This is a genomic window from Microcoleus sp. Aus8_D2, from assembly GCF_036702665.1.
Classification (GTDB): Bacteria; Cyanobacteriota; Cyanobacteriia; order Cyanobacteriales; family Microcoleaceae; genus Microcoleus.
On record NZ_JAUBUN010000036.1, the window covers coordinates 1 to 16,258 of the forward strand.

At 49.0% G+C, this 16,258-nt stretch carries 11 protein-coding genes; 3 read left to right on the forward strand and 8 right to left on the reverse strand.

Annotated elements, in window-relative coordinates; all coding sequences use genetic code 11:
- Window positions 1-275: 275 nt before the first annotated feature.
- Together QUB64_RS23830 and ppc are read left to right on the forward strand one after the other, a co-directional pair.
- Window positions 276-500 (forward strand): hypothetical protein, encoded by a 225-nt coding sequence (locus QUB64_RS23830; protein ID WP_333268624.1) that lies wholly within the window; start codon window positions 276-278, stop codon window positions 498-500.
- A 315-nt stretch (window positions 501-815) separates the two neighbouring features.
- On the forward strand, window positions 816-3,935 hold the full coding sequence (gene ppc, locus QUB64_RS23835; protein ID WP_333268626.1) for a phosphoenolpyruvate carboxylase: 3,120 nt from the start codon (window positions 816-818) through the stop codon (window positions 3,933-3,935).
- A gap of 442 nt (window positions 3,936-4,377) precedes the next feature.
- On the opposite strand, the gene QUB64_RS23840 is transcribed toward ppc, so the two are convergent.
- Window positions 4,378-4,515 (reverse strand): hypothetical protein, encoded by a 138-nt coding sequence (locus QUB64_RS23840; protein ID WP_333268628.1) that lies wholly within the window; start codon window positions 4,513-4,515, stop codon window positions 4,378-4,380.
- Window positions 4,516-4,550: 35 nt separating this feature from the next.
- Here QUB64_RS23840 and QUB64_RS23845 point away from each other — a divergent pair, with 35 nt between their 5' ends.
- Window positions 4,551-5,726 (forward strand): phosphodiester glycosidase family protein, encoded by a 1,176-nt coding sequence (locus QUB64_RS23845; protein WP_333268630.1) that lies wholly within the window; start codon window positions 4,551-4,553, stop codon window positions 5,724-5,726.
- Between the two features lie 225 nt (window positions 5,727-5,951).
- Here the strand turns inward: QUB64_RS23845 and QUB64_RS23850 are convergent, their stop codons facing one another.
- The 7 genes from QUB64_RS23850 to recN form a co-directional block, all read right to left on the reverse strand.
- Window positions 5,952-6,518 (reverse strand): diheme cytochrome C, encoded by a 567-nt coding sequence (locus QUB64_RS23850; protein ID WP_333268632.1) that lies wholly within the window; start codon window positions 6,516-6,518, stop codon window positions 5,952-5,954.
- Window positions 6,519-6,592: 74 nt separating this feature from the next.
- The gene (locus tag QUB64_RS23855; RefSeq protein WP_442921706.1) at window positions 6,593-7,501 is read right to left on the reverse strand and encodes an MBL fold metallo-hydrolase; all 909 of its coding nucleotides are present in this window, start codon (window positions 7,499-7,501) and stop codon (window positions 6,593-6,595) included.
- A 552-nt stretch (window positions 7,502-8,053) separates the two neighbouring features.
- Entirely contained in the window at window positions 8,054-8,566 is a 513-nt protein-coding gene (locus QUB64_RS23860) for an inorganic diphosphatase (protein WP_333268636.1), read from the reverse strand.
- Window positions 8,567-8,894: 328 nt separating this feature from the next.
- Window positions 8,895-9,038 carry a hypothetical protein gene (locus tag QUB64_RS23865; protein ID WP_333268638.1) on the reverse strand — a complete coding sequence of 48 codons (144 nt, stop codon included), beginning with the start codon at window positions 9,036-9,038 and terminating at the stop codon, window positions 8,895-8,897.
- 124 nt (window positions 9,039-9,162) lie between these two features.
- The gene (locus QUB64_RS23870) at window positions 9,163-9,789 is read right to left on the reverse strand and encodes an inorganic pyrophosphatase (protein ID WP_333268640.1); all 627 of its coding nucleotides are present in this window, start codon (window positions 9,787-9,789) and stop codon (window positions 9,163-9,165) included.
- A gap of 442 nt (window positions 9,790-10,231) precedes the next feature.
- The gene (locus QUB64_RS23875; RefSeq protein ID WP_333268642.1) at window positions 10,232-13,450 is read right to left on the reverse strand and encodes a GAF domain-containing protein; all 3,219 of its coding nucleotides are present in this window, start codon (window positions 13,448-13,450) and stop codon (window positions 10,232-10,234) included.
- A gap of 950 nt (window positions 13,451-14,400) precedes the next feature.
- Window positions 14,401-16,152, reverse strand: coding sequence for a DNA repair protein RecN (recN, locus tag QUB64_RS23880; RefSeq protein ID WP_333268644.1), 1,752 nt, complete (start codon window positions 16,150-16,152; stop codon window positions 14,401-14,403).
- Between the last annotated feature and the right edge of the window lie 106 nt (window positions 16,153-16,258).

Here is a 16,258-nt window from a genome sequence, read left to right on the forward strand (position 1 = left end):
CTTTTGCTGAGGGAATACAGGGCGTAGTAGTACGTCCGGTAAGGGTCACACCTTACAAAATGGTTGCCCGAGGCAAGTGTAATATTTGCCTAGAAAACCTGTAACTATTTTGGCACAATTAGACCAAGTTAAGCGAAGTGAGAAGTCAAGATGATTATTTTCCCCTGTTTAGCAGTGCCCAAAGATTAGGACGTTCTTAATTGCTGAAACCCTTGCTATTCTTCCTTCTGCCTTCTGCTGTAAACTAAGGATACTGAATTACACAGGAGGGAGCTATGCCGTCGGAAAACCAAGACTTGCCCAAACCTCAAACCCCTAACAATCCTAAGTTGCCAATTCCCTCAGATATTTTATTGAGTTTGGCCGCCTTACCCATGCTGGGCGGTTTGGTGGCGGGCAAAGCTGCTGCTGAGTTTATTAGCTCGATCGGCATTGAAAGCGAAGAAGTCTTTCGGGGCTCGCGCCTCCCGGTGCTCAACTTTCCTCGATCGCAGGACTAGAAAGCCCAAGGAAAGTTCAACGCTAAATTTTTTGACCAAAAAGCTTGACAGTCGGTAGAATCCGTGCTGTGAAAATTTTTCTTTCCTTCTACCTTCTACATAAGTGCCTTCACATCTGATTAGTTTCAAAACAGAAGGGAAGGCTAGGCCCGTACTCCAAACCATGATGTCATAAGTCATCCGCCATCGAAAATCGCAAATCGAAAATCGAAAATTGTATAAGATGTCTCAGATTTGACTGCAAACAAAAGTGTTTTTAGGCGAAACTAAACAATACAATTTTCTTGACACCCGCAGCTATTGAGGAACAGCCCGATGAGTTCAGTCCTCCAGTCTTCAGAACAGGCTATTGATGCAACATCTATTCCCCATTCTGCCCCTTACTCAAAATCAGACCTGTTTCTGCGCAATCGCCTCAAAGTAGTAGAGGACTTGTGGGAATCGGTGCTGCGACAGGAGTGCGGACAGGAATTGGTGGATTTGCTCCAACAAATGCGATCGGTCAATTCGGCCGAGGGACAAGCCACTCACTTTCGCGAGTCGAATGTCCTACAGCTAATCGAAAAGCTCGATCTCAACGCCGCCATCCGCGCAGCCCGGGCTTTTGCACTGTATTTTCAGTTAATCAACATTGTCGAACAGCACTACGAACAGCGAGACCAACAGCTAGCTTACTCTGGCAGCAACGATGCTGGCGGGCGGATGTTTGCTAAGCTGCCGGGACAAGCAACGGATGCACCCGATCGCCCGCGGCACAGGGAAGGCCCGGCCCAAACAGCTCTGAGCAAGGCAAACAGCAGCGAGACGATCGCCAAAGACGCCGGAACATTTCACCAACTGTTCCCGATGCTGCTGCGCTTAAACGTGCCCAGCCAGCAAATCCAGCGCTTGATCGATCAGTTAGACATCCGCTTGGTATTCACTGCTCACCCGACGGAAATTGTCCGCAACACGATCCGCACCAAGCAACGGCGGATGGCGAAGATTCTCCAAAAGCTAGACCAAGTTGACGAGAAATTTCAGGTACTCGGGGCAGACCCTGAAAGCCCCTACCCGGTGTCTTCCTGGGAAGCTGCGACTCTCCAAGAGCAACTAATGGAAGAAATTCGCCTCTGGTGGCGCACTGACGAACTGCACCAATTCAAGCCGACTGTGCTTGACGAGGTGGAGTACACCCTGCACTACTTCGACGAAGTGCTGTTTGATGCTATTCCAGAGCTCTACCAACGCTTAAAGCAAGCGCTGCACGCTTCTTTCCCTTACCTGAAACCACCTAGTTACAATTTTTGCAAGTTCGGTTCTTGGGTGGGCTCCGACAGAGACGGCAATCCTTCTGTCACCCCAAAAGTTACTTGGCAAACTGCTTGCTACCAACGCCATTTAGTGCTGTGCAAGTACATCAGTGCGGTGAAGCGGTTGAACGAACTTTTGAGTTTGTCGCTGCACTGGAGCGACGTATTGCCGGAATTGCTCGAATCTCTCGATCGCGACAAATCGGAATTTCCCGAGGTTTACGAGCAGTGGGCGATCCGCTACCGCCAAGAACCCTATCGGTTGAAACTGGCCTACGTACTCCAGCGGCTGGAAAATACGCGCGATCGCAATTGGCGCCTCTACAAAGGAGACGAGTTGCAGCGGGAGCGCGAAGCTTTGTCGGAACATCCCGGAATGACCGGCCTTTATCGATCGGGAACCGAGTTTTTGACCGAGTTGCAGCTCATCGAGCGAAATTTAATCGAAACAGGTTTGAGCTGTCGGGACTTGGAAAATCTGCTCTGTCAAGTAGAAATCTACGGATTTAACTTGGCTTACTTAGATATCCGCCAAGAGTCAACAGTACACTCCGACGCTTTGAGCGAAATTGCGGAATACTTGCAAATTTTGCCCAAGTCTTACAATCAAATGTCCGAATGCGATCGAATTATTTGGCTCGCCACAGAACTGCAAACTCGCCGCCCATTAATTCCAGCAGAATTGCCATTTTCTCCCAAAACTTGCGAGACGATTAATACCTTCCGCATATTGCGGCAAATGCACCAGGAGTTCGGCCCAGAAATTTGCGAAACCTACGTCATCAGCATGACGCACCATGTCAGCGATATGCTGGCGGTTTTGCTGTTAGCAAAAGAATCAGGACTTTACGATCCAGCGACAGGAATTAGCAGCATTCAAGTAGTCCCCTTGTTTGAAACGGTGGAAGATTTGAAAAAAGCACCGGAAGTAATGCAGCAGATATTTGAACTGCCGCTTTATCGGGCTTTGCTAACTGGAGGATACGCGCAGGAAGTAGCGGAAAAAAGCGAACAAAAGCTGCACTGCTCAATCCAAAATCTTAAATTGCAAGAGGTGATGCTGGGCTATTCCGACAGCAATAAAGATTCGGGTTTCCTCAGCAGCAATTGGGAAATTCACAAAGCTCAAAAAGCTTTGCAAAGAATTGCGGAAAACTACAATGTAGAATTGCGGATTTTTCACGGCCGGGGCGGATCGGTAGGGCGCGGCGGCGGGCCTGCTTACAAGGCGATTTTGGCTCAGCCCGGAAAGAGTATCAGCGGGCGAATTAAGATTACCGAACAAGGCGAGGTTTTGGCTTCTAAATATTCTTTGCCGGAGTTGGCGCTTTACAATTTGGAAACAGTGGCGGCGGCGGTAATTCAAGCTAGTTTGCTGCACACTGGTTTCGATGGCATCGACCCTTGGAACGAGATTATGGAAGAGTTATCGGCGAAATCGCGATCGCACTACCGTCATTTAATCTACGAACAGCCAGATTTAGTCGATTTCTTCCACCACGTTACCCCAATTCAAGAAATCAGTCAGTTGCAAATTAGTTCTCGCCCAGCGCGGCGCGGCGGCAAGAAAGACATCAGCGGTTTGCGAGCAATTCCGTGGGTGTTTAGCTGGACTCAAAGCCGCTTTTTGCTGCCTTCCTGGTACGGTGTCGGCACAGCTTTGCAAGAGTTTTTGCTGGAGGAACCGGAAGAACATTTGAAACTTTTGCAGTATTTTTACCTGAAATGGCCGTTTTTTAGAATGGTAATTTCCAAGGTGGAAATGACGTTATCTAAGGTGGATTTGCAGATTGCTGAACACTACGTGCAGGAGTTGGCTTTGCCGGCCGATCGGGAGCGTTTTAAGGCTTTATTCGAGCAAATTGCTGCGGAATTTTACTTGATTCGGGATTTGGTTTTAACTATTACCGGACACCAGAGTTTGTTGGACGGAGATCCGTCGTTGCAGCGATCGGTACAGTTGCGAAATGCCACGATTGTGCCTTTGGGTTTGTTGCAGGTTGCGCTGCTAAAACGCTTGCGGCAGCACGGTACTGGCGGGGTTCCGGGGGTGATTCACTCGCGTTACAGCAAGGGTGAATTGTTGCGGGGAGCTCTGCTGACGATTAATGGTATTGCTGCGGGGATGCGGAATACGGGCTAAGAAATAGGTTGGTAGTGAGGACTTCAGTCCGGCTGTTTCAGAGGACTAAAATCCTCACTACGAACTGAGGTTGATAGGCTGGTAGTGAGGACTTCAGTCCTTCTTTTTCAGAGGACTTGCATTCCGAACGATCGAACAGGTTTGATCGTGAGGACTTCAGTCCTTCTTTTTCAGAGGACTTGCATTCCGAACGATCGAACTGATGTTGACAGGTTTGATCGTGAGGACTTCAGTCCTTCTTTTTCAGAGGACTTGCATTCCGAACGATCGAACAGGTTTGATCGTGAGGACTTCAGTCCTTCTTTTTCAGAGGACTTGCATTCCGAACGATCGAACTGATGTTGAAAGGTTTGATCGTGAGGACTTCAGTCCTTCTTTTTCAGAGGACTTGCATTCCGAACGATCGAACAGGTTTGATCGTTCGGACTTCAGTCCTTCTTTTTCAGAGGACTTGCATTCCGAACGATCGAACTGATGTTGACAAAAAAAGTGATTTGTAGTAACTGGTAAAATGCGCTGCGGCGCACCTATTGCTGATATTTTCAGAATTAGCGCGATCGCCAGTTGTAGTCAAAGACATAGAAAACCGTTCTCTATCATAGCTGAGATTTTTTTATGTCTAAACGCAAACAGGCTGAAGGTTGTCGCCCGATGCTGCGGCGCACTTTTTTGTTTTTAACCGGCATAGCTTTGGCGCGGGTTTTGGCTGACTATTTGGCGATCGCCCAAAACCGAGATAATTTCTTGACTCTCGCGGGTCAACTGTGGCAAAAATCACTCGCTTTTTTATCAAGTATACAATCAAATCAAACTCCTGAACCTCTACCCAGCAATTTTGTTGTAAAATCAGGAAAAAATCCTCAAAATCTGCCCAACAATCCCATCGTCAAAGCCCAGGAAACTCCTCAACCAAACGCCGCAAATTCTCCTTTGGTGCAGTCTCAACCTCAAATTATCAGACGTTCCGCTAAGCAAGCAAAACCAGTACAATTCAGCAGCCAAACTCTAGCTGGTGCCAGTTTTTATCTAACAACTATTGACCTCGCAGATCCGGAAACTTATATCACTATTGGTTTAGCTAATGATGCAGCTTTAGCAAATAATTCTCAAGTAACGCGGGGCGACGAACCTTTTGAAAATATGGTGGGGCGTTACCGGGCTGCTGTTGTTGCTAACGGGACTTTTTTTGGCAAAGACGACCAAAAAGCTGTGCTGGGAAATATGGTGGCGGCGGGTAAGTTTCTCAAATACAGCCGCTGGGAAAATTATGGCACGACTTTGGCAATAAAAGCGGGAAATCAATTGTCGATGATTACTGCTAGAATTGAAGGCCAGCCGGATTGGCGCGAACATTGGTTTTCTCTAACTTGCGGGCCGAGATTGGTGAAGCAGGGAAAGGTTTGGCTGTCTCCTTTGTCGGAAGGATTTAAGGATTCTCACGTTTTGGGCGTGGGTTCGAGGACGGCGATCGGCTTTCCGGCTTCGAGGGATAAATTATTTTTGGTGACTTTTCTTGACAGTTTGTCTCTGGAAGCTGAAGCTAAAGTTATGCAGGCGATGGCGTCCCGCCCCGCAAGCTACGGCTGTTTGGAAGCGATGAATTTGGACGGCGGTGCTTCGGTGGGTTTGGCTGATCAAGGACAGATTTTATTGCCGCCGGGACGGAATTTGACGAATGTGTTGGCTGTTTACGATCGCGATTATCCGGCGCCGCTTCAGTTAAAGCAGTCTTGGGAGCGATTTCAAAAGGGCTCTCGACCTTCTCCCGATCCGTCGGTTTTTTTTGATTAGACGAGCAATTGCATAAATTTTTGATTGATAGATCCACCGCAGATAAAAGGCAGATAAACACAGATGAACGCAGATGCATTTCCTGAATTGAAAGTGAATGAATGCAATGCAATGCAAGTCTCTTGAAAGATCGCTGTTTTAAAAATTGTTTGTAGTAAGGACGAAGAGTCCTGATTTTCCTATCATTAGGAGGACTGAAGTCCGAACGATCGAACCTCATGTTCGTTACGGGGAGTTTTCCCATTCGGGGGTAAGCTTGCGGAAATTGTACTGAGATACGCCGGGATGACAAGTCACGCAACTGCTGATATTTGCCGGTTGCGCCAGCTTGACTCTGGGGTGCAGAGCTTTGAAATAGCGAGAGGTGGCGACTCGGTAGGCGAGTTCTTCGTCTTTGGCTTGGGGACGGGAAAAAGTTTGCAGGTAGTTCCACACTAGCAGGCGGGGCGGGTCTACTAGGAGTTTCAGGGTTTGTCCGTAGTGTTGCGAATCTTGCAGCAACCGGCGCCAGGTTTCTGTTGGTAATACTTGGGGCGGTAAACCGATGTGACAGGTGGCGCAGTTTTCTAGGTAGAGTTGCTGTCCGAGTTGGTAGCGTTCGGGGATGCGATCGACAGTGCCATTATCTTCAATGGCAGACACCTGAGCAAGTCGCGCCGGAGTGTGAGAGCCGGCAGTCTGGGCTGCCACCCATCCGCCTCCGGTACAGCAGACAATTATCAACACCAGCAACGTTGAGTAAAGCCCCCGCAAGCTACGATAGCGACGCTTGAGGGGGGTTTCGTGGTTCATTGTGTTTCTGCGCATTCTAGCTGCTAATTTCTGCGGTCTGGAAGCATTATTTTCCCAGCCCGCATGGATGTTATCTAAATCACTGGTACGCTCATGCCTTCGCGGGCCAAGCAGCTATTGGCGAAAACTGCTTGCACGTCTGCTTCGACGCGATCGAGAAAATTGTCGTCGTGACCGGGATCGTGGTGAAACATCACGATCTTTTTGACTCCAGCAGCTTTCGCTATTTCTACTCCGGCTTGCCAAGTTGAGTGTCCCCAGCCGACTTTCGGGTTTTTGAAGTCGTAATACTCTTCGTTGGTGTAGTTGGCGTCGTAAATCAGCACGTCTGCGTCGCGAGCTAGGTGTACTACATTCTCGTCGAGTCGATCGGGAAAATGCTCTGTATCGGTGCAGTAGACGGCCGTGTGTCCCTCCCAGGTGACTCGATATCCGATCGCAGTATTGGGGTGATTGAGCAGTGCCGTTTCGATTTTCACATCATCGAGTTCGAGAATATCCCCCGGCGTCAAATCGTTAAATTTGAGGTCTGACGCCATCACTTGGATGGGGACTGGAAAATTGGGGTGGTGCATTTGATCGGCAAGACGCTGTTTGATTGTAGTGCCGTTGGGGGCGATCGCTCCGTAAATGTGAAAGCAGTTCGTCGGGATAAACGCAGGAGTAAAGAACGGAAACCCTTGAATGTGATCCCAGTGAGTGTGACTGAAAAACATATGGGCTTCCACCGGCATTTGCCGCAGCAGGTTGAGGCCCAGAACTCGCAAACCGGTGCCGCCGTCAAATATCAGGCGTTTTTTGCCTAACCGCATTTCTACGCAAGACGTGTTACCTCCGTAGCGAATTGTTTTGCTGCCGGGGGTGGCGATGCTGCCCCGCACGCCCCAAAACTGAACGACAAACTCGGTCAAAGGACTATTTTCCATAGTGGCTTTCTGATCGGAAGGCTGTGGAGTGGTTTGAGAGGGTGCGGAATCTGGCATCTTTTTTAGGTTTGGCGCAGGAACTGGGGAGTTGAGATCTTAGTGTTTAGTTTTTAGTGTTTAGTTTTTAGCAATCCGTACTATAAAACGCTTTATAGGGAAACTATTCGAGTACCGAACCCGGAAATCAGACTTACCTAACACTTTGGCTGTTAGAACCCTCAACCGATGCCAATGTCGGTTGGTGTAGGAGATGTCACGCTCTATAGACCATTGTTTGCACCCTGTGGGCTACCCGGCGTGCGGAACTTTCCTGAGATTAAGATAGCGTTGATGTCAGTGTTCGGGTAAACTTTCCTCAAAAGTAGAACGCCTTCGCCAGCTTGCTGAGAATTTGCGCTTAATCTTACTCTATGATGAGTAGTATTTTTTTCAAGATTGTCGCCGGGGTGGCTGTTTGAGGAATGCCGTTCCGCTGACTCGGCATTCACCAATGATTTTACATTCTAGCCACCCGCTCCTCGACTGCATTCGGAGACGTACACCAGTTGCCTTAAGTTCGGCCTCCTGAATTTTTAGTCTGGTTGCTGTCGAGGAGTGCGGGCTAGGGGCTTATTTGCGATCGGCTGCGATGCACTTTTCCACTAATGGCATTACTTGATCGACATCTTGCCAACCCAAAATTTCTGTGACTTTTTTCTCCAAATTTTTGTAGGTTCTAAAAAATTCGGCTATTTCGTCCAAGCGGTGGGGGGCTACGTCTTTGAGGGACTTCACGTGAGCGTAGCGGGGGTCTTTGTCGGGAACGCACAGCAGTTTTTCGTCCCTGTCGCCTCCGTCGATCATTTCCAGCATTCCGATCGGACGCGCCGCGATTATGCACCCTGGAAATGTGGGCTCGTCCATCATCACCATGCCGTCTAGGGGGTCGCCGTCATCGGCTAAGGTATTGGGTATGAAGCCATAGTCGCAAGGGTATTGCACTGAGGCATAAAGCACCCGATCGAGTGCAAAGGCTTGCATCTCTTTATCAAACTCGTATTTGTTTTTGCTACCGGCGGTAATTTCGATCAGGATGTTAAGCAGTCCTGGTTTCGGCTGTGCCGGAATTAGCGATAAGTCCACAACAATATCTCCAAGTTAACAGGTGAGCGGGGGTGAATGCGATATCGGTTCTCACGGCCGAACCGTACTTTTTCTAGTCCTCGCTCTGCAACCGCCAGACTTGGGCGATGCGGGGCGACAAAGCTAGAAGTAAAGTTGAGCTTGGCCCTGAACCGTTACAGGTTTTGACTGGGGATTGGGAGTTGAATCTCACATTTCCCATTTCAACTTGTCAAACCCCTTTCATAGCATTTTAGGAGCGATCGGGCTTTCTCCAAAGCTTTATTATTGCCGACACATAAATCGTTACGGCGGTTTGAGTCGAATTTTCGAGCGCCTGGCCGATTGTTCAAAAGTGAGCGGCTATTTCTGCGATCGAGAAATCGATCGCCCCGTCACCTACTGAGTCTGCTAAAGTCGATCGTGTTGATGCGCCCGAGTTTATTTGAGCGCCATCGAACTCGCCATCATTGCGCCCGACTTTAGCACCCACCTAGTGTTTTGCTTGGGCTGCCCCTTTTTGCCGATCGGGCAACTTTCCTGATAGTAGTCTCGCTACTGAATACTTGCGGTGTGGCGATCGAGCCTTTGATACATAGTGTCGAGCCGCACCTCTTTTAACGTTGAATTTGCTTGTAAATTGACTGCACGACATCTAGCAGGGTCAAGAGTTGCTGCCATTCGGGAGCGTCTGGTTTGTAGCTTTTGGCGCGCTGACTTTTTAAACTCTGATGCAAGAGATTCAGCAGCGCGTCTGGAGACTGCAAAGAGCTCTCATCTTCATCTGTTGGGCTGTGGGCTGCATTGTCTTTGATTGTTTCTTGGATGCTTTGTGGCTTGTCTGCTAGACTCAAATGTCTGTCTGTTGGGCGGTGGGCTGCCTTTTCTTCTATGGTTTCTTTGATGTTTTGTGCCTGATCTGCCAGACTCAAGGCTCGGCCCGCCAGGTTTTCCGGCATTTTTGGCCGTTCCGACAAAGACTCGCCGGTCAGTTCTTCGAGCAGTTGGCGGACTTGAGCCACCCATTCGGGATCGTTTACCGAAAAAGCATCGGATTTAAAGGCTTGTCCCTGGGATCTTTGCTGAATCCTTTGTAATTTCTGGATCAGGGGAAGAGTTTTTACAGTGATATTTTCGGGGATTCTGGGGATATCTGACAGCGAGCTGCGAGCAATCTCTAGCAATAGTTGGTAAACCTGATCTACCGACTCAATATCTGCCGACTGCGAATTCCAATTATCCATAACTGATGCTAGTAGTTTTTTATATCTAAGACTAGAATGTTGACTATCTGATGAAAACAAGCTGCTTTTACGAGCTACCAACGGTATTAAGGCTGACGCGGGCGGGGTCAAAAATCCGGTTTCTGAGCGGATGTGTTGTCGCCTTTCCCCAAGATTTTCTCAACCAACTGGGTAATGCTGGCGCAAGTCCTAACTATTTTCTCAGCTCTTCTGATGGTAGAAGTGCTTAGTTTGTTCGCGCTCGCGCGCGCCAAACGCGGGCAATTGGCGATCGCGAGCGCGAGCGAGTTCAAGTCCGGTTATCTAACCATGATACCTGTTGGAGCTCTTTAAAATTGGCTCAACAGGATATTCAGGTTAATTGGTCGGATGGGAGGGATCTCAGGATCGCGATCGATCCCCGAACCTGGGCACCGCCGCCAGCATTTGCTGCGACACGCTGCTATTTTTCTGTGAGATTCCACACGCCGTCCCAGTTTAGTACGTCGGGAGGGCTGAGCTTATATAACTTACAGCGATCGACGTGCAATTTAGCTGCCTTGTTTTTGGGGTCAACTTCCAGAACGAGGTTAAATTCGCGTTCGGCGTCTCTAAAAGCTGCCTTGGCTTTTGGTTCTAAGGCTTTCTTAAACTCGCTCAGCAGTTTTTTGACGGGATCTAGTAACAGATTTTCAAATTGGTCATCTAACATTTCTGCAACTGTCTGGGATACCCGGCTTTTAATTTTTGCCTGCAATAGCTGCCTGATCTGTGCGGGTTTGAGCCTCTTGATTTTGGCATTTGAGGGTTCTAAGATGTCTGCTTCCAACAGTTTTTTGACTTCGCCCTCTTGCAAGGATTGAATCTCGTCTGCTGATAGCTGCTTGATTTTGGCTTGCAGCAACATTTTGGCTTCATCTTCCGAGAGGTTTTTGAGACCTTCCAATTTCAGCAGTTGGATTTCCGGCTGCAACAGCACGATCAGTTTGTCTGCTTCGGACAGATTTTTGGGATCGTACTCTGACAGCTTTTTCAGTTGATGTAACAGCTTCTTGAGTTCTTGTTCCAACTGCTGCTCGACATTGTAGGAAAGTTTCTTAATCTCTGCTTCCGGCATTTGCGCGACATTCTCTAAGATGTTTTTCACCTCACTCTCTGAGAGTCTTTGAGTGACTGGTGTCTTGTAATATTCGCGGGCCTTGTTATAATGTTCTACAATTTTTTGCTGCGTTTCGGTTAGTGGCTTGCCAATGGGCGAACATCCTTCTTTGATGCCGACGAGTTCGTAAACGATTACGGGTTCGCTTTTGCCTTTGACAGTAATAAAGTCGAGTTCCCGCACGTAGACTCGATCGGCATACTTTCTGTAAGTATTGTCACTAATGATTAAGTCAGTCCCGTACTGTTTGCTGGCGCCTTCTAAGCGAGAGGCGAGGTTTACGCCGTCGCCGATGGAAGTCAATTCCATGCGTTTACTTGAGCCGATATTGCCGCTGACAACTTGATCCGAATGTATGCCCATGCCGATACTGATGGGCAACTCGCCATTAGCTATGCGAGCCACATTGAATTCTTGCAATTTTTCCCGCATTTCCACTGCGGTTTGCATCGCGCACCACGCATCATCGGTTAGGGGCGCTGGCGAGCCAAAAACTGCCATCAGAGCGTCGCCGATGTATTTGTCGAGAGTACCTCCGTACTTGAATACAACATCTACCATCACTTCAAAATACTTGTTGAGCATCACCACGACTTCTTCGGCTTGCAATTTTTCCGTAAGTGTGGTATAGCCGCGAATATCTGAGAACAGCACCGAAACTTCCTTGCGCTTGCCGCCCAATCCTGTATCTCCTGAAGCTAACAGCGCTTCGGCTACTTCTGGGGTCATGTAACGGTACATCAAGTTTTTGACTTGCTTGGCGCTGCTAATATCTTCCATGACGACTAACGCGCCGTTGACCTTGCTGGGGTCGGTAGCGTCGGTCATTGAGTTGATCGATAGATTGATACTCTGCGATTCTCCTTCACAGGAGAGCAAAACTTGATCTGGGTAATACTGCTGGCGATCGTTATCGTCTTCTGGAGACAAAGACGCATCGAACCACTTGGCAAAATCGCCTTTTTCTAACTTAATTAACTCGCGCAAAGATTGGCCTTCGGCTAATTCGGTATCGCTGACACCCAGTAATTTTTGGGCACTGGGATTTGTCGCGACTATATTGCCTTTTTTATCGGTAGAAATCACGCCGTTAGTCAGGGCGTGCAGCATATCTTTTTGTCTTTGTTCTTGCTGTTTGACTTCTGCAAACAGTTTGGCGTTTTGCAGCGCGACTCCTGCTTGGATGTTAAACGACTTCATGAATTCCAGGTCGTTGCGATTGAAACTCGCTTTCCACTGTTCGGGGGCGTGCGGCCAATCTACCGGGTTGTAGGGCGGGAATTCTCCCTGTCGTTTTTTATTAATTAATTGGGTGACGCCAATCAATATGTTGTCGGAGTTAAACACTGGCATACACAGCATACTGCAAGTGCGGTAGCCTGTTTTTTCGTCTGTTTCTCGCGAAGTTTTGGCGCGGGGATCTTCGTACACGTCAAAGGGAATCAGCAGGGGTTCGCTGGATTGGGCGACGATTCCTGCAAAACCGGCGGTTCTGGGTATGCGAATTTCTGTAAGTGTGCCTTCTTTGTTGGGGAGTTTCGTCCACAGTTCATCTTTATCTCCGTCGATCAGCCACAGGGTGCTGCGATCGGCATTCATGAGTTCTTTTGCCTGATCCATCACCCTTTTTAGGGTATCTTCTAAGTCGAGACTGCTCTTAGAAAGAGCGTTGACGGCATTCATCAGCGCCGTGGCTGCGCGCTGTCTCTGAGTTGCTGCGTAGAAAGATTTGGACGATTCTAGAATTAGGCGAATTGAGGGAGCAAATTCTGTAAAAACTTGTTCGTCTTCTTGAGTAAATCCAGTCCGATCGATTTGTGCGTCTAAAGTAGGATATTTTTCGGGGTTGGGTTTGAGTTTATTAATTAGTTGAACGACTGCTACTAACTCGTTTGTTTCTTCATTGACCAGGGGCATTGCCAGCATTGTATAAGTGCGGTAGCCCGTTTTTTCATCGACTTTTTTGGCGTTAGCCGATCGCGAGTCGTTGTAAAAATCGTAAGGGATGTTAACCACTTTTTTGTGCGTGGCTACTTCTCCTGCAATACCCACGTGGGCGGGAACTCTGATTTCTAGGTTTTTGCCATTTTCGTCTTTAGCGACGATCGCCCAGAGTTCATTTTTTTCGTCGTCTAATAAAAATATTGTGCTGCGATCGGCATTGAGCAATTCCCCGGTTTTGAGGGTAATCGACTGCAACATCTCGTTGAGGATGGCGTCAAATCCCTCGCTCTCCAGGATGTTATCGAGCATTCCCAGGGTTTGATTGACAACCTTAAGTTTTTCTTCTACTTCCTTAACTGCTGCTACGGAACTGTCCTTATCTATGAGACTGAGAATACCGGAGACGTTTCCTTGGCGCCGGATAATTGCACTGCTGGCTGGGGCTGGGGCTGGGGGAGGAGGGGAAGGAGGCGGAGGGGGAGAATAGAGTTCCTGATGATGATTTTCACCGCCGACAACAGCGACATCTATCACGTTGTCCAGAGAAGAGTAATTGGTGGAAGATGCAGAAGAATTCATAGACCTTTACAGAAACTTAAGTGTAAGGGTTAGTCTAAGCTAGGAGAGCGGGCAAGTTGATCTTTTGGGTCACAGGTCGCACAAGCATCAAGTATGTGTGAAACTATTTCCCAGTTTACAGAACTCCTGCCATAGGGCAAGGGAAGGGAAGTTCGCATTGCTGCTCAACTGCTGATGAGACACGGCGACTGTCCCATTGCTGGAATCTTTTTAGAGATTGCGAATTTTGTTTAAATGGTTTATTAACAGATTTTGACATTGTGTGTGCCTGGTTTAAGTAGGTTCGGCCGATCTTGGATGCGATCGCCAGCAGGAAAATGAATGCGTGCTGCTCTCTTGGCTGCTGAAAGAGGGATGACCGCAGTGGGACTAGCGGCAATTGTGACACCAGTAGTTGCTAGTGATGTGTGCCCTGCTCTACACAATAGTGGTTTTTAACTAGAATTTCTGTCAATTTTGCTGCTAGAAGCTTTCATCCAGGGACTAAAGTCACGGGGCTTTGAGCTTTTTTTTTGTAAGGTTTGCGGTTGCTATTTTCAGTGTAACCTCCGGCTCGGAAAAAACTCCGCCTTTTGACCCCCCCGATCGCCTGGAGGGTCGGAAAGCGGGTTTGAGGGACTGAGTTTGACGCCGTTCGACCGTCTGTTGTCCGTTGTCCGTTGTCCGTTGGAGCTTTTGAAGCAGTTTTGCGCATTGAAACTGGTTGTTCAACTCTCATACTACCTTCCTTCAAACCCTGAATCAGATTTAAGAACATCCCGAGAGGGAGAGTGGGAACGCTACAAGACTAGGACTTACGCAGAAGAGATCCCCCAACCCCCTTCTTAAGGGGGCTTTTCAGATTCCCCCCTTAAGAAGGGGGGCTAGGGGGGATCGGGGTTTCAAGCTTCAAGTGCGTCCAGGACTAAAGACTATTTTTGATTGGGGATTCGGGAGCAATTCTCGTACTGTCAAGGTTTGGGGGACTGACTTTGGCGCAATCCGGCGGCTTCGACGAGCAAGGATTCGGCAAAGGCGATCGCCTCTGTGGCTGAGCGGCCGCTGGCGAGTTGCGCGAGTTCTTCGCGCCGCTGTTCGCTGTTGAGGGCGGCAACTCTAACTACTGTGCGTTCCCCCGGTTCGGAGTTGGCTGCGGAGCCGATCGCTGGTTCTGCTTCGATTGTCTGTTTGTTGACGCGAAAATGACAATCAGCCATTGCAGCAATCAAAGGTTGGTGGGTGACGCAGAGAACTTGGTGTTTGTCGGAGAGTTGATAGAGCTTTTTGGCGATCGCGCTGGCGACTCTCCCGGAGACTCCGGCGTCGATTTCGTCAAAAATTAGAGTTCCGGCGCTTTCTATTTGGGAAAAACAGGCTTTGATGGCGAGCAAAAAGCGGCTCATTTCTCCCCCGGAGGCGATCGCCCCCAAAGGTTGCAGCGGTTCGCCCGGGTTGGGGCTGAAACAAAAGGCGATTTGGTCAGCACCGGTGGCGGTTGGCGTACAAGGCGATATCTCAACTTGAAATTGCACTTTTTCCATGGCTAACGGCTTAAGTTCTCCGATGAGGTGAGTTTCGAGTTTGAGGGCTGCGGAGCGCCGCAGGGTGGTGAGGTGGCTGCAAGCGTCTTTTAATTGCTCTAATGCGGTCTGATATGCGAGTTCTAAGGCTTCCATTGACTCGCCTCCTTCTAAAAGTTCGTTTAGTTCGTTTTGGATGCTGTGGTAGTAGGCGATCGCTTCTGAGAGCGGCCCGTATTTGCGGCAAATTTGCTTGAGTTCGCGAATCCGATCTTCTACGAATTCGAGTCTTTCGGGATCTGCTTCTAGTTGTTCGCCGTAGCTGCTAATTTGGCTGCTGGCTTCTGTGGCTTGAGCTAGGGCGTCGCTGACCATTTCTAAAATTGGTTGCAACTGGACATCGTAGACTACCATGTCGTTTAAAATTTCCTCGGCTTTGCTCAACAAGTCGGCGGCTGAGGCGCTGTCGCCGTCGTTTTGGTAAAGCGCTTGGTGAACTCGGTAACTCTGCTGCTGCAATTCGACGATGTGGCCGAGGCGGATTGATTCTTGTTCTAGCTGTTCGAGTTCGCCGCCGTCTTCGATGTGGGCTTCGCTGAGCTCTCGGACTTGGTATTGTAATAAATCGAGTCTTTGCAGCCGCTGCTGTTCGGACTGGCGCCTGCGTTTGAGGGCGGTTTTGGCGGTGGAAGCTCCCAGCCACGCGGTGGTGATTGTCGATCGCGCCTCGGTCAAACTTTTGCCGCCGTATAAGTCGAGCCATTCTCGCTGGAGGGTTTCTTGGCCGAGGTGGACGGTTTGGCCTTGGGCGGTAATTTCCACGAGCCGATCGCGCAGTTGCTCCATTAACTGGCGGTTGACGAGAATTCCGTTCAAACGCGATCGGCTGCGCAGAGCACCGCTAGATGCGTTAATTTCCCGGCTGCAAACGGCTAAATTTCCGTCTATGGGTTCGATTTCTTGCTCGAAGAGCCACTTGGCGGAGGATGAGTCTAATTCAAAGGTAGCTTCCAATATTGCGCGTGTTGCTCCGGTACGAATCGATCGCCGATCGACTTTCCCGCCCAAAACTGCATCGATCGCATCTAAGATAATCGATTTTCCTGCCCCGGTTTCCCCTGTAAATACGTTCAAACTCGGGCCTAAGTCTAGATCCAGGCTGTCAATGAGGGCAAAGTTTTCTATTCTGAGGGATAGTAACATGGGGAATTGCTCATGGGGAATGGGTCATGGGGATTGGTGTCAACTATCGCCCGAAACCATTGATAAATCTCGTTTTTAGCAGAGCGTCGATCCCCCTCGCATCCTT

What these genes read in the sequence shown, in the direction of transcription:
- QUB64_RS23875 (WP_333268642.1), bottom strand. Translation starts at nt 13,450, where the DNA reads ATGAATTCTTCTGCATCTTCCACCAATTACTCTTCTCTGGACAACGTG.
- QUB64_RS23855 (WP_442921706.1), bottom strand. Translation starts at nt 7,501, where the DNA reads ATGCCAGATTCCGCACCCTCTCAAACCACTCCACAGCCTTCCGATCAG.
- QUB64_RS23870 (WP_333268640.1), bottom strand. Translation starts at nt 9,789, where the DNA reads ATGGATAATTGGAATTCGCAGTCGGCAGATATTGAGTCGGTAGATCAG.
- QUB64_RS23830 (WP_333268624.1), top strand. Translation starts at nt 276, where the DNA reads ATGCCGTCGGAAAACCAAGACTTGCCCAAACCTCAAACCCCTAACAAT.
- QUB64_RS23840 (WP_333268628.1), bottom strand. Translation starts at nt 4,515, where the DNA reads ATGTCTTTGACTACAACTGGCGATCGCGCTAATTCTGAAAATATCAGC.
- ppc (WP_333268626.1), top strand. Translation starts at nt 816, where the DNA reads ATGAGTTCAGTCCTCCAGTCTTCAGAACAGGCTATTGATGCAACATCT.
- QUB64_RS23845 (WP_333268630.1), top strand. Translation starts at nt 4,551, where the DNA reads ATGTCTAAACGCAAACAGGCTGAAGGTTGTCGCCCGATGCTGCGGCGC.
- recN (WP_333268644.1), bottom strand. Translation starts at nt 16,152, where the DNA reads ATGTTACTATCCCTCAGAATAGAAAACTTTGCCCTCATTGACAGCCTG.
- QUB64_RS23850 (WP_333268632.1), bottom strand. Translation starts at nt 6,518, where the DNA reads ATGAACCACGAAACCCCCCTCAAGCGTCGCTATCGTAGCTTGCGGGGG.